This window comes from Rahnella sp. 1L-D-7-B-C2 (assembly GCF_057290995.1).
The window spans coordinates 108,575-122,850 of the sequence record NZ_JBXAVQ010000005.1 but is presented as its reverse complement, the minus strand read 5'-3'; the positions used below and the strand labels follow the sequence as shown (position 1 = coordinate 122,850).

General features: G+C 55.4%; 11 protein-coding genes. 4 read left to right on the top strand and 7 right to left on the bottom strand.

Going from position 1 to position 14,276, the window contains the following annotated elements; translation table 11 throughout:
* Positions 1-469: 469 nt before the first annotated feature.
* The 3 genes from nrdA to yfaE all read left to right on the top strand — a co-directional run bounded on the left by nrdA (position 470) and on the right by yfaE (position 4,208).
* On the top strand, positions 470-2,752 hold the full coding sequence (nrdA, locus tag AC0Z7K_RS10790) for a class 1a ribonucleoside-diphosphate reductase subunit alpha (protein ID WP_413529316.1): 2,283 nt from the start codon (positions 470-472) through the stop codon (positions 2,750-2,752).
* Positions 2,753-2,816: 64 nt separating this feature from the next.
* Positions 2,817-3,947 (top strand): class Ia ribonucleoside-diphosphate reductase subunit beta, encoded by a 1,131-nt coding sequence (gene nrdB / locus AC0Z7K_RS10785; RefSeq protein ID WP_413529315.1) that lies wholly within the window; start codon positions 2,817-2,819, stop codon positions 3,945-3,947.
* The gene (gene yfaE, locus AC0Z7K_RS10780; protein ID WP_413529314.1) at positions 3,948-4,208 is read left to right on the top strand and encodes a class I ribonucleotide reductase maintenance protein YfaE; all 261 of its coding nucleotides are present in this window, start codon (positions 3,948-3,950) and stop codon (positions 4,206-4,208) included. It abuts the gene before it with no gap.
* Positions 4,209-4,888: 680 nt separating this feature from the next.
* Here the strand turns inward: yfaE and AC0Z7K_RS10775 are convergent.
* Positions 4,889-6,094 carry a nicotinamide mononucleotide deamidase-related protein YfaY gene (locus AC0Z7K_RS10775; RefSeq protein WP_485614370.1) on the bottom strand — a complete coding sequence of 402 codons (1,206 nt, stop codon included), beginning with the start codon at positions 6,092-6,094 and terminating at the stop codon, positions 4,889-4,891.
* 130 nt (positions 6,095-6,224) lie between these two features.
* On the bottom strand, positions 6,225-6,770 hold the full coding sequence (locus tag AC0Z7K_RS10770; protein ID WP_413529312.1) for a YfaZ family outer membrane protein: 546 nt from the start codon (positions 6,768-6,770) through the stop codon (positions 6,225-6,227).
* 336 nt (positions 6,771-7,106) lie between these two features.
* On the opposite strand from AC0Z7K_RS10770, the gene AC0Z7K_RS10765 reads away from it, so the two are divergent.
* Positions 7,107-8,540, top strand: a complete 1,434-nt coding sequence (locus AC0Z7K_RS10765; RefSeq protein WP_485614369.1) for a catalase — start codon at positions 7,107-7,109, stop codon at positions 8,538-8,540.
* 72 nt (positions 8,541-8,612) lie between these two features.
* Here AC0Z7K_RS10765 and menE read toward each other — a convergent pair whose 3' ends face one another.
* From menE to menD, 5 genes are read right to left on the bottom strand one after another with little or no spacing between them, the layout of a single operon-like run.
* A complete protein-coding gene (menE, locus tag AC0Z7K_RS10760; RefSeq protein ID WP_485614367.1) occupies positions 8,613-9,989 on the bottom strand; it encodes an o-succinylbenzoate--CoA ligase in 1,377 nt (458 codons plus the stop codon).
* Positions 9,974-10,963: an o-succinylbenzoate synthase gene (gene menC / locus AC0Z7K_RS10755; protein ID WP_485614366.1), complete on the bottom strand. Its 990-nt coding sequence runs from the start codon at positions 10,961-10,963 to the stop codon at positions 9,974-9,976. The genes menE and menC overlap by 16 nt, the downstream gene beginning before the upstream one ends.
* On the bottom strand, positions 10,963-11,820 hold the full coding sequence (gene menB, locus AC0Z7K_RS10750) for a 1,4-dihydroxy-2-naphthoyl-CoA synthase (RefSeq protein ID WP_213052189.1): 858 nt from the start codon (positions 11,818-11,820) through the stop codon (positions 10,963-10,965). The genes menC and menB overlap by 1 nt, the downstream gene beginning before the upstream one ends.
* Positions 11,807-12,604: a 2-succinyl-6-hydroxy-2,4-cyclohexadiene-1-carboxylate synthase gene (gene menH, locus AC0Z7K_RS10745; RefSeq protein ID WP_485614547.1), complete on the bottom strand. Its 798-nt coding sequence runs from the start codon at positions 12,602-12,604 to the stop codon at positions 11,807-11,809. The genes menB and menH overlap by 14 nt, the downstream gene beginning before the upstream one ends.
* On the bottom strand, positions 12,601-14,274 hold the full coding sequence (gene menD, locus AC0Z7K_RS10740; protein ID WP_485614364.1) for a 2-succinyl-5-enolpyruvyl-6-hydroxy-3-cyclohexene-1-carboxylic-acid synthase: 1,674 nt from the start codon (positions 14,272-14,274) through the stop codon (positions 12,601-12,603). Before menD ends, menH begins: the two co-directional genes overlap by 4 nt.
* Between the last annotated feature and the right edge of the window lie 2 nt (positions 14,275-14,276).

The following is a 14,276-nucleotide window of genomic DNA, read 5'->3' as shown; positions in this document are numbered from 1 at the left end:
ATGCCTTCCGGGCAGACTTAAGCGGAATTTCATCCGCCCTGCCCGCCACAGATTTTACTTAAACCTTAGTTTTTAGGGCGTTGGTGGAACCGGCCCCGGGAACATGATTTTTTAGAATAGTTATCCAGATCAATATAGCGTTTTTTTCTAACGTTTAATAAACCGGCAGTCGATCACCTTTCGTAAAAATATAAGAAAATCGTATCTCAGATATTGACAGGTTTGTCGCGCCAGCAATGACGGACTCCTCAGGCTTGGCCCGTAAATTTCTCCCCAAGTTATCCACAAATCCGGCCGTTTTGTTCACTTGCCAAAGGGCCGTTCAGTCACTATCTTGTCATCAGAAAATAACAAACCCACAATATATTGTGTTTATATCCTGACCAGCACACTAGAATAGAGTGGTGCTGCCGTGCTGTTTTTGACGGTCAGGTCAGACCCTTTATAAACCTTTGAGGTATCGCCCCGAATGAACCAAAGTCTGCTTGTAACTAAACGTGATGGCCGCACAGAACGCATCAACCTTGATAAAATCCACCGTGTCATTGACTGGGCTGCGGAAGGTCTTCAAAACGTATCAGTTTCCCAAGTAGAACTTCGTTCACATATCCAGTTCTACGACGGGATTAAAACCGCTGATATTCATGAAACGATTATCAAAGCGGCTGCGGATCTGATTTCCAAAGATGCGCCGGATTACCAGTATCTGGCCGCGCGTCTGGCGATTTTCCACCTGCGTAAAAAAGCGTACGGTCAGTTCGAGCCGCCTAAGCTGATTGATCAGGTGACCCGCATGGTCGAAATGGGTAAATACGACAAACATCTGCTGGAAGACTACACGGCTGAAGAGTTCGAGCAGATGGACAGTTTTATTGACCACTGGCGTGACATGAATTTCTCTTACGCCGCCGTCAAGCAGCTGGAAGGGAAATATCTGGCGCAAAACCGTGTGACTGGCGATATCTACGAGAGTGCGCAGTTCCTCTATATTCTGGTCGCGGCCTGCCTGTTCTCCGGCTATCCGCGTGAAACCCGTCTGGACTACATCAAACGTTTCTACGACGCGATTTCTACCTTCAAAATTTCTCTGCCTACGCCAATCATGTCTGGCGTGCGTACCCCGACCCGTCAGTTCAGCTCCTGCGTACTGATCGAATGCGGCGACAGCCTGGACTCTATCAACGCTACATCCAGCGCCATTGTGAAATACGTTTCCCAGCGTGCCGGTATCGGCATCAACGCCGGTCGCATCCGTGCGCTGGGCAGCCCGATCCGCGGCGGTGAAGCGTTCCACACCGGGTGTATCCCGTTCTACAAACATTTCCAGACAGCGGTGAAATCCTGCTCTCAGGGCGGCGTTCGTGGCGGTGCAGCGACATTGTTTTACCCGATGTGGCATCTGGAAGTGGAAAGTCTGCTGGTGCTAAAAAACAACCGTGGTGTTGAAGGCAACCGCGTCCGTCATATGGACTACGGCGTGCAGATCAACAAACTGATGTATCAGCGTCTGGTGAAAGGCGGCGATATTACGCTGTTCAGCCCGTCCGACGTACCTGGTCTGTACGATGCGTTCTTCGCCGATCAGGAGGAGTTCGAACGTCTGTACGAGAAATACGAGCAAGACCCGGGCATCCGTAAGCAGAAAGTGAAAGCCGTCGAATTGTTCTCGCTGATGATGCAGGAACGCGCCTCCACTGGCCGTATCTATATTCAGCACGTAGATCATTGCAACACGCACAGTCCGTTTGATCCGGCCATCGCGCCGGTTCGCCAGTCTAACCTGTGTCTGGAAATCGCACTGCCAACCAAACCACTGGATGACGTGAACGACGAAAACGGCGAAATCGCGCTGTGTACGCTGTCTGCCTTCAACCTCGGTGCTATCGAAAGCCTCGACGATCTGGAAGAGCTGGCGGTACTGGCCGTGCGCGCACTCGACGCCCTGCTCGATTATCAGGATTACCCAATCAAAGCCGCTAAACGTGGTGCGATGGGCCGTCGTACTCTGGGTATCGGCGTCATCAACTACGCCTATTATCTGGCGAAAAACGGCGTGCGTTATTCCGACGGCAGCGCCAACAACCTGACGCATAAGACGTTCGAAGCGATCCAGTATTACCTGCTGAAAGCCTCCAACGAGCTGGCGAAAGAACAAGGCGCGTGCCAGTGGTTCAACGAAACCACCTATTCACAAGGCATTATGCCGGTGGATACCTACAAGAAAGATCTGGATGCGATTTGCAGTGAACCTCTGCATCTCAACTGGGATAAGCTGCGTGAAGACATCAAAACGCACGGCCTGCGTAACTCCACGCTGTCGGCGCTGATGCCTTCTGAGACCTCTTCGCAGATCTCTAACGCGACCAACGGCATCGAGCCACCGCGCGGCCACATCAGCATCAAAGCGTCGAAAGACGGGATCCTGCGTCAGGTGGTGCCGGAGTATGAGCGTCTGAAAGATCAGTACGAATTGCTGTGGGATATGCCTAATAACGACGGTTACCTGCAACTGGTTGGCGTGATGCAAAAATTCATTGACCAGGCGATTTCGTCAAACACCAACTACGACCCGTCACGCTTCCCGAACAGCAAAGTGCCGATGAAGCAGTTGCTTAAAGACTTGCTGACAGCCTACAAATTCGGCGTCAAAACACTGTACTATCAGAACACCCGCGATGGTGCTGATGATGTGCAGGAAGACATGAAAGCCGATGTGGCTGATGACTGCGAAAGCGGCGCCTGCAAAATCTAATCATCTGTTTTGATTCATCATTTAAAACAAAGCCCCTTAACAGGGGCTTTTGTCCGAGGACAATATGGCTTATAGCACTTTCTCTCAGAACAAAAATAACCAACTGCTGGAACCGATGTTTTTCGGTCAGTCCGTCAACGTTGCGCGTTTCGACCAGCAAAAACATGAGATTTTTGAAAAGCTGATCGAAAAGCAGCTGTCCTTCTTCTGGCGTCCGGAAGAGATTGACGTTTCCCGCGACCGTATCGATTTTCAGGCGCTGCCGGATCACGAAAAACACATCTTCCTCAGCAATCTGAAATACCAGACGCTGCTCGATTCCATTCAGGGCCGCAGCCCGAACGTCGCGCTTTTACCGCTGATTTCTATTCCTGAGCTGGAAACATGGGTCGAAACCTGGGCGTTTTCAGAAACTATCCATTCACGCTCATACACACATATCATCCGTAACATCGTGAATGATCCGGCGATTGTGTTTGACGATATTGTCACCAACGAAGAGATCCTCAAGCGCGCGAAAGACATCTCCGGCTATTACGATACGTTGATCGAAATGACCAGCTATTACCACCTGCTGGGCGAAGGTACGCATACCGTGAACGGCAAAACCGTCGTGGTGAATCTGCGTGAACTGAAGAAGAAACTCTACATCTGTCTGATGAGCGTTAACGCGCTGGAAGCCGTGCGTTTCTACGTGAGTTTCGCCTGCTCCTTTGCGTTCGCCGAACGTGAACTGATGGAAGGCAACGCGAAAATCATCAAGATGATTGCACGTGACGAAGCGCTGCATCTGACAGGTACCCAGCACGCGCTGAACCTGCTGCGCTCAGGCCAGGATGATCCGGAAATGGTTGAGATCGCCAAAGAGTGCGAGCAGGAATGTCACGATTTGTTCGTGCTGGCAGCACAGCAGGAAAAAGACTGGGCAGAATATCTGTTCAAAGACGGTTCGATGATCGGCCTGAACAAAGATATTTTGTGCCAATACGTTGAGTACATCACCAACATCCGCATGCAGGCCGTTGGCCTGACCGCACCGTTTAAAACGCGCTCGAACCCGATCCCATGGATCAACGCGTGGCTGGTTTCCGACAATGTGCAGGTCGCCCCGCAGGAAGTGGAAGTGAGTTCCTATCTGGTCGGTCAGATCGATTCAGAAGTTCACGCCGACGACCTGAGTGATTTCGAGCTTTAAATGACGGACAGAACCATCACACTTTCAGCCGATGGCACTCAGCTGGTGTGCGAAAGCCGCCATAGCAATCTGCTGGAAGTGTTTGAACATCATAAAGTTGACGTCGAGTATCAGTGTCGTGAAGGGTATTGCGGCTCCTGTCGGATGCGGCTGGTTAGCGGTGCGGTGAAGTACAGTGAAAAACCTCTGGCGTTTATCTCAGACGGCGAGATTTTACCCTGTTGTTGCATGCCGGTTGGGGATATTGAAATTGAATTTTAGTGGGTTTCGGCCCACGGATCGATGTTGAGAACTGCTTTAAAAGCGAATTCAAAACCAACTTCAACTTTAAGGTCGTGGGCATCGGCCCATATCGACCAGAGGGAGAATAAACCGTCTCCCTCTGGACTCCCGCGTTTTTTAAAACACGCGCTATCGCCAGACCGATGGACATGTTCTGCCGCTGCGTGGTGCCCTCTCTCGGTCCTGAAGCCTTTGGTCTTCAGGACGCTCCGTTCGGCAGGATTTTTTGATCGCGCCATCTCACCATTTTTAAAAACAGAAACGAGTCGTCTTTGACTTTTTTAGTTGCCCCTTTTCTTTTCTCATCCTGAGCCGGTGAAGTTGTGACCTAAAAAGCCCCAGGCCGCTTTCAAAAATCACGCCGGAGCGAGAGGTGGAAAACCGCGCGTCTTTTTGCGCGGGTTGTAACCCGAGCGAAGGGCACCGCGCAGCGGCGGATTTTTGCGGCAATAGGAGGAGTATCTGAAACAGAGCCGGGATGCATGGCACGTGTTTTAAAGAGCCCGGGGGGTCTTGGGGGGCGGCGGCGACAGGCCGCCCCCCAAGTCGGTGTGGGCCGACGCCCACGGTTTTGACCTTAAAGCAGGTTGGGGCAGCAGCCCAAGGTGTTGACCTTAAGGCCAGTTTGGGCGGCAGCCCAAGGTGTTGACCTTGAATAACTAGACTTTCTCGACTCGGTCGAGCCAAGGATATTCCGCTACCGGATCCCACCCGTTCAGATACCGCCGCAACATATCCATCCCCACCATCGCGATAGTCTCCTGCCTTAACGCCAACCCGTGCCGCGTCGCGGTATAACGGATGGTTAATCCACTGGTTCCTGACGGCGTGTGCAGCGCCAGGCTGAGCTTGTCGCCGGATAATGCGCCGACGGCCAATGCCAGCTGTGCACCGCTGGTTTCGGCCAGCGTCTGGGCGCGTGCCAGTAAGTTTTCGAGGGATTTCTCTGGCGAAGCCTCATCACCTTGTGGCTGGAGTTCGCCGTTGGCCAGCGGGACGCCAGCGCTTTGCAGACGCCAGTTCAGCAGGCCGCCGGTATAACTTTCGCTGACCGCCAGACGCAGGTTTTGCGTCAGCAGACGTTCTGCCAGACGGTCAGGCAGGCTGCCGAAACCTTCGAAGATGGTGCTCTCGCCCGCCACTTCGCGCACACGCTCGAAAATCTGATGCATCGCTGCTTCCTGAGAACGCGGGCCGGTGACTTTCAGTTCGATGATCGGCGAAGACGAGCGGTAACCCATTACTACGCCTTCCGGCATGTCGATTTTATCCAGCTCAGTCGCCAGATCGCTTTCGCCACGCCCGAAAGTGGTCAGACGCAAACACAGCGGAGCTTCCAGCGCAGGGAACTGCTTGTGCAGGCGCGGAACGATTTGCTGTTCGACCATAACTTTGAATTCTGAAGGGACGCCCGGCGTGAAGAAAATCTGGCAACGGTTGAGCCTGACGCTGAAACCGCAGGCGGTGCCGACCGGATTGTCCAGCAATTCGGCGTTGGCCGGGATCTGCGCCTGTTTGCGGTTAGACTCGGCCATCGGACGGCCACGTTCATTGAAGAAAGCCTGCATGGTGGCAATCCATCCGGCATCCTCTACCAGTTCAACGCCACAGGCCATGGCTGCAGCCTGGGCGCTAAGATCGTCAGTGGTCGGGCCTAACCCGCCGTTAACGATCAGCACATCGGCGATGTGACTGCGCTCTTTCATAACGTTGACCAGCTCGTCCAGACTGTCACCCACCGTTTCACGGCTGGTCATCGGCAAACCTTGATCGAACAGATAACTGGCCAGCCATGCGGCGTTTGAATCCACAATTTGACCGTGAAGAACTTCCTCGCCGGTACTGAGCATCTCAACCCTAAGCATCACTTTCTCCTCTCGTTTAGTCCTTCCACTGTAGAAAGGCTGACGCTGAAACACAATCTCATAGGCACAAAGTGATAGCACAGATGAAAAAAAAGCCTGCTGAGCAGGCTTTATGATTCAGGCGTAAAACTTAAAAGTTCAGCGCGCCGCCGACGTATGCGCCGTCCGCCACGATGTTATCGCGGTTGCCGTCTTTGCCGTCCAGCGCCATGTAGCGGTAACCCACGCTCACGGTCACTAACGGAATCGCGGTCAGACGCACGCCCGCGTTGGCTTCTTTGTAGTTACCGATGCCGCTGGACAGTGAATCCGGGGAATAGTAGTAATCACCGTACAGGGTGAACATTTTGGCGATTGGGAGTTGCAGACCACCGCCGACGGCCGCTGCGTAACCTTCGTCACCGTCTTTCGGGTTGGTGTACAGGCCTTTACCGCCAACGGTCGCCATGAAAGGACCCAGTGGAATGTTGTAGCCCAGACCCAGACCCGCAACGTCGCCGTCATCGTCGTTATGGGTGTAATCGCCGGTCAGCGCAAGACCTGGAGAGGTGGTGCCGAAACCAGCGCCCAGATGAGTGTAGTGCTCGCCAACTTCGCCGTTTACGCTAATTGCGCTCGCAGACGTCGCCGTCAGCAGCATGCCAAGGGCCGCGCCCGCTACAATAATTTTTTTCATCATCATTCCTGAACATTCATATAACAGTGGGGAAATATTTAGTGCGCAGTCTAAATTAATTTGCCGAAAGGTGACATCTTTCAGAACGTTAAAAATCCCTTAGCCTGCAAATAAAATGTAAAGAAAAGCATTTGTATTCACTATCCCTATTCTCTTAATCAGAGTAATAAGCCCCACCTATTTGCCCCTGATCAACGTATGGGTACACACTAGCCGTTAAGGTAAATTTTCCTATGGAAAGGCTACAGCATGCCTGGATGTAGGAAATTTGCTGTCAAAAGTGATCGTTGATCTCGCACTTCACACCCGAACACGCAATACAAGGAAATGATGGTTATGGAAAAGAAAGGACTGACCACCGCTGCCGGCGCCCCCGTCGTCGACAATAATAATGTCATTACCGCAGGCCGTCGCGGACCGCTTTTACTACAAGATGTCTGGTTTCTCGAAAAACTGGCTCACTTTGATCGTGAGGTAATCCCTGAACGTCGTATGCACGCAAAAGGTTCAGGTGCTTACGGTACCTTCACCGTGACCCACGACATCACCAAATACACCCGCGCGAAACTCTTCTCTGAAATTGGCAAGCAAACCGAGATGTTCATCCGTTTCTCCACCGTCGCCGGTGAGCGCGGTGCAGCAGATGCAGAACGTGACATCCGCGGTTTCTCCATGAAGTTCTACACCGAGCAAGGCAACTGGGATTTAGTCGGCAACAACACTCCGGTGTTTTATCTGCGCGATCCGCTGAAATTCCCTGACCTGAACCACGTGGTAAAGCGCGACCCGCGTACTAACCTGCGCAATCCGGCCTACAAATGGGATTTCTTCTCGCATCTTCCTGAAGCACTACACCAGCTGACCATCGACGTCAGCGACCGTGGCCTGCCGACGTCATATCGTCATATCCACGGTTTTGGCAGCCACACGTTCAGCTTCATCAATGCTGAAAATGAGCGTTTCTGGGTGAAATTCCACTTCCGTTGCCAGCAGGGTATTGAAAATCTGATGGATGACGAAGCAGAGAAACTGGTGGGAACCGATCGTGAAAGTTCTCAGCGCGATTTGTATGACGCCATCGAGCGCGGCGATTTCCCTCGCTGGAAGCTGTTCGTGCAAATCATGCCGGAGCATGAAGCCTCTGAACTACCCTATAACCCGTTCGACCTGACCAAAGTCTGGTTGAAGAGTGATTATCCGCTGATCGAAGTCGGTGAGTTTGAACTGAACCGCAACCCGGAAAACTATTTTGCCGAAGTGGAACAGGTGGCTATGAGCCCGGCAAACGTGGTTCCCGGCATCGGTTTCTCACCTGACCGTATGTTGCAGGGGCGCCTGTTCTCCTACGGCGACGCGCACCGCTACCGTCTGGGGGTGAATCATCACCAGATCCCGGTGAACGCACCAAAATGCCCGTTCCATAACTATCATCGCGACGGCGCAATGCGCGTTGACGGCAACAGCGGCAACGGCGTGACGTATGAACCAAACAGCGCCGGTCTGTTCCAGGAGCAACCTGATTTCAGCGAACCGCCATTGTCTGTCGAAGGCGCAGCGGATCACTGGAATCACCGCGAAGATGACGATTACTTCACTCAGCCACGTTTGCTGTTCAATCTGTTGTCTGATGAGGAACATCAGCGCATGTTTGGCCGCATCGCCGGTGAACTGAAGCATGCTTCGCCTGAAACGCAAAAACGCCAACTCGACCTGTTCTATAAAGTTGATCCTGCCTATGGCGCAGGTGTGGAACAAGCACTGAAAGCGTAATTTCGCTCAGACAATCAAATAAAAGGGCCGCGCTGTTTAAGCAGTGCAGCCCTTTTTTACATTGATGCATTATCAGACTGGCTGTTTTTCCAGCCACAGTTTCAGTTGCTGGCGGGAAATCTTAATGCCGCCCTGCGCAACTTCCTGTGGCAAAACATAATAACGTACCGGTTGCTGAAAACGGGCGAGTTTTCCCTGCAGCCAATCAGCCAGATGCTCAAGGGTAACGTCAGGGTGGGAGTCCACCAGCGCTACCGGTCGCTGACCAAATTCGGCGTCATCAAGCGGCAGCACAAACACGCGCTCCACCTGTGGGTGCGACTGTAAAACTCGCTCAATATCTTCCGGCTGAATCCCCTCTCCGGCGCTAAAGAATAGATTATCCAACCTTCCGGCAATATGCAGTTCATCGCCCTGCCACATACCGCGATCGCGGGTGCTGAACCAGCCATCTGCACCAGGCAGTGGCGTAATTTGTCCGGATTTCCAATACCCGGTCGCCAGACTGCGTGAACGGATCTGAACTTCATTTTTCACCAGCCGTACGACTTTACCCGTCAACGCCTGACCGACGCCCGGCGAACCGTCAGCGCGTTTTGCGGTTACCGTCGACGCAGCCTCGGTCATTCCATAGCCGCACCAGCAACGAATTCCCATGCGTTCAGCATGTTCCGTCATTTCCTGTGGAATGTGCGCGCCACCCAACAGGACGTCTTTCAGGCTTGCCGGTAATACAGGCTGCTGAAGCAGTCGCCATAATTGTGTCGGCACCAGCGAGGCATGGGTGCACTCCGCCAGCGCGTCATCAAACGACTGCCCGTCGGCAACGACCAGCGAGGCACCGGCAGTCAGCCAGCGCCAGATAATCCCCTGCCCCGAAACGTGGAACAACGGCAGCGAAAGCAGCCAGCTGTCAGCCAGCGTGAAGGGGATAAGCCCCAGTACGCCCTCTGCGCTGGCCAGGTGTGCGGCTACGCTGTGCGCCGCGGCTTTCGGTAAGCCGCTCGAGCCTGAGGTCAGCGTCAGAGTAGCGATGCGTTCCGGCTGCCAGTCGGCGGCGCTTTCTGAAAAGGCATGGTGAAGAGATAATTCGGGGAAAGGGAGTGTTAAAGGCGCGCCGGTGAGATCGACCATAAAATCGATATTCAGCTGCGGCAGCAGTTCATCGCACAAGGTTTGCGGCAGCTGCGGGTTCAGCGGCAGCAGGCGCGCACCGGCCTGCAAGAGAGCCAGATAACAGAGCAACGCGTCGGGGGTATTTTTACTGCGCAGCACCACGCCTGAAGTTTCACGCACACCCTGCTGAATAAAACCGGCGGCCAGTGAATCAATGCGGTGCCGTAAATCGCGCCAGCACCAGCTGATTCCCCCAGCCTTAAGGGCAACGGCGAACGGTGAGCGCGTCGCCCATACTCGCCACGGCCAGTCCGTTATCAATGGCTCTGCCACATCACCTCCAGATCCTGTTCAGCCATCACCGGTAATACAGAATCCGGCCAGCGACGGATCAGCTGCGCCTGCATGAGATCCAGCGTATCCAGGCCCGGCACCGCATCCGGTGTCAGCCATTGTGCGATGCGCGCCAGCTGCGTCAGGCCAAGGCTGGATTCAATAGAAGAGCTGATGACAGCCTCCAGCCCGGCGGCGCGCGCCTGAGAAATTAGCTGACGGCAGCGGTTCAGGCTACCGGTAAGGGTTGGTTTGATGATAATCGCCGCCAGCCCGGTTTCAGCCTGCACGGTGAAACCGGCGTCACGCACGCTTTCATCCCACGCAATAGCAATGCCGGTAGCGCGGGCAAACTCGCGGGACTGTTCACGGGTCTGGCAGGGTTCTTCGATAAAGACAATGCGCGAACGCAATTCTGGCGCGACGTGGCGGGCAAACCCTGCTGATTTCACCAGCGTCCAGCTGCGGTTGGCATCGAGGCGCAAGCGCAGATCCGGTAGCGCTTCCAGCAACATACTGACGTTCAGCCCGTCGCCGACCGACTCGTAAAATCCGACTTTCACTTTCGCCAGTTTTTCGCCCGGCAGCGCCCCCAGACGTGCATACAGTTCATTCGGATCGCCGTGACACAGCGGCGCACAGCGGGTGCTTAGTACGTCAGGCAGCTCACCGCGCAACTCGGCGTCGGCACAGCTCAGGCCAAATGCTACTGAAGGCAAGGCGCTGAATGCTGAAGCAAGCGCCGCCAGCGATGCGCCCTGTATCCACTGGTTCAGGGCGTGCTTTACGGCTTCCTGCGCCTGGGTAATATCTTCCACGCTGAACCCCGGCAGCGGAGCAATTTCCCCCCAGCCGGTTTTCTCGTCCTGCCACAGTGAAACCAGCAGCCCGTCGCGGGTTTTCAGTCGCTGATTGCGCAACACCACGCCCGCCTCCATTGGCAGGCTGTACCGGTACACCGTGGCGCGGCGCATTATGGATTCCGCTTAAATTTGCTGAAGTCCGGCTGACGTTTTTCAACAAACGCGTTGCGGCCTTCCTGACCTTCATCGGTCATATAGAACAACATCGTGGCGTTACCCGCCAGCTCCTGCAGACCGGCCTGACCGTCGCAGTCGGCGTTGAGCGCCGCTTTCAGACAGCGCAGCGCCATCGGGCTGTTTTCCAGCATCTCACGGCACCAGCGCACGGTTTCTTTTTCCAGATCTGCCAGCGGAACCACGGTGTTGACCAGCCCCATATCCAGCGCAGCGGCCGCATCGTACTGCCGGCACAGGAACCAGATTTCGCGGGCTTTTTTCTGGCCAACGATGCGTGCCATGTAAGACGCGCCCCAGCCGCCGTCGAACGAACCCACTTTCGGGCCGGTCTGGCCAAATATGGCGTTATCCGCAGCAATGGTCAGATCGCACATCATATGCAGCACATGCCCGCCACCGATGGAGTAACCAGCAACCATCGCAACAACAGGTTTCGGACAGGTGCGGATCTGGCGCTGGAAATCCAGCACGTTGAGATGATGCACACCGCTGGCATCCTGATAGCCGCCGTAGTCGCCGCGCACTTTCTGATCGCCTCCTGCGCAGAAGGCTTTATCGCCTTCGCCGGTCAGCACGATCACGCCAATACCTTCGTCATAGCGGGCGTCATCCAGCGCGCGGATCATTTCTTTTACGGTCAGCGGACGGAAGGCATTGCGCACCTGTGGACGGTTGATGGTGATTTTAGCGATGCCGTCGGTGGATTTGTGATAGCGAATATCTTCAAAATCTCCGGTGCAATCACGCCATTCCACTGGCGCGTAAAGTACTTTTTCATCAGGATAAATCATGCTCAACTTCCTTTAAGACAGGTGAAGTAATGAATGCCAGCGCCTGACGGGCAAATTCCGCCGGATTGTCACGATGGGCGTTATGCCCGGCATTGGCGACGGTGCGCAGTTCGAAACCGGACTGCTGCGCGAGAGTGATAAATTTGTTATCGGCGCTGCCGCAAAGCCACGCCAGCGGCAGGGAAAGCTGATGCAGCTTCTGACGTAAATCTGGCTGAACCGACAATGACGTTGCGGCAAGCATGGCGGCGACGGTGTGAGGATTATTGCTTTCACGCAGCAGAACCAACTTTTGACGCTGCGCATCGGTCAGGCTGGCAAATACTGGCTGGCGATACCAGGCGGTGAGCGCCTGCTTCCACGGTAACTGCACAAAACGCGTTGCCCACTGCTGGTCGTGATGACGGCGCTGGGCGCGCTCTGTCTGACAGTTAAGCCCCGGATGTGCGCCTTCGACCACTACGCCCATCAGCCCTGCGCTGTCGCCCTGACAGGCGTGATACAGGCTGATGCGTCCGCCGAGCGAATAGCCAATCAGCCAGTACGAAGTGATTCCCTGCTGCTGCAACGTGTCGGTGAGCAGCTGGCTGACGTCGGCGAATCCGGCGGCGGTGAACTCTGCCGAACGGCCATGCCCCGGTAAATCCACCAGCAGGCAAGGCCAGCCGGAAAGTTGTGCTATCAGCGGCTGCCAGTCGTCGGCGCTGCCGAGCAGACCGTGTAGAAACACCAGCCACGGACGCCCTTTCACATCGGCATTCAGGCGCGTACAGGCCAGCGTCATGACTGGCTCACCTCGCTGACCAGACTGCGCAGACATTCCGCGCCCTCAGTTTCATTCACTTTTAGCTCGACCAGTTTTACACCACCGTGCTGCCAGCATTGCGTGACCGCCTCGTGTAGCTCAGTCATGGATGTCGGACTGGCATAATCGAGCCCGAACATGGCCGCCGCATGTTGAAAATCAACATTCTGCGGCATGCAGTAGAACCGCTGACGCTCAGCTTCTGGCGTAGGCAACAGAGCGAAAATCTGCCCGCCGTTGTTGTTCACCACGATGATCACCGTCGGCGCAGAGCATTGACGCATCAACGCCAGCGCGTTCAAATCGTAAAGTGCGGAGATATCGCCGAGCAGCACCAGCGTCGGTTTGCAGGTAGCACGCTGAACACCTGCGGCGGTGGAGAGCAGACCGTCGATACCGCTGGCGCCGCGATTGGCGAAAATCGGATACCCGGCGGGCAACTGCGCGAAGGCGTCGGCCAGCCGGACGATCAGACTGTTACCGAGAAACAGCTGGCCGTGCTCCGGTAAAAGAGACGGTAATTGCCACGCGGCAACGGCTTCGCCAAACCTGCCGGCGAGATGTAATTCGATGGCGTGACGCGCACGCGCGGCGCACTCATCCAGCTCAGGCGCCCAGTCGGGCTGATGCTGCGCCGGATGCTGAAGCAGAAATCCCGCGACAGGGGTCTGAATACGCCGGCCACGATGCTGCGCCGGATCCAGACGCCCCGGCAGCGCATCGATCAGCCAGTATTCATCCGGCTGACACGCCGCCTGCCACTGCAACAGCCGTTTACCGGTCAGCCCGCCGCCAACCTGCACCACCAGCTGTGCGCGCTCAAGCACGCTTTTCGCCTGCGGCGACGCCAACCATAAATCGGCGCACGGCAGCGGATTACCGGTCGCAGCCTGTACGTCACTTATCAACGGCCAGCCAAGCTGATCAGCCCACTGCACCAGTAATTCACTTTCATGCGCGCTAATCCGCCCGGCGATAATCACGCCGCGTTTCTGCCGCCAGGATAACCAGTCTGGCTGCGCGAGAGAATGCTGTACCGGCGTGAAACTCAGCCACGGCTGATGCCCCTGCCACCAGTCGCCGAGCTGCTCCAGCCAGTCGGTATATTCGCCGGTGTCCTCGCCGTAAAGCGGTTCAGCGAACGGACAGTTAATGTGGACCGCGCCGTGGGTTTGCTGCGCCAGCGCATTGTCGATGGCCGACACCAACCAGCGTGCACTGATTTCAGGGGTCGGACGTGGTAGATCCAACGCCTGCACCGGATAGCTGGCGAACATTCCCGGCTGACGAATAGCCTGATTGGCGCCGCAGTCAATCAATTCCGGCGGACGGTCGGCGGTCAGCAGAACCAGTTTTTCGCCGGTGAGACTGGCTTCGATGAGTGCCGGATAGAGATTCGCCACCGCCGTTCCGGAGGTGACTATCACCGCCACCGGCGTGCCGCTGGCTTTCGCCAGACCGAGTGCCAGATGACCGAGGCCGCGTTCGTCAAAATGGGTGTGGCAGATGAGATGGGGATGCGCTGCCGCTGCGAGCGTCAGCGCGGTGGAACGCGAACCCGGCGCAATGCAGACGTGCTTTACCTGATGGCGCGTTAGCGACTCAAGGATCAGCGTCGCCCAGCGGCGATTGAAGACGGCAACGGACATAA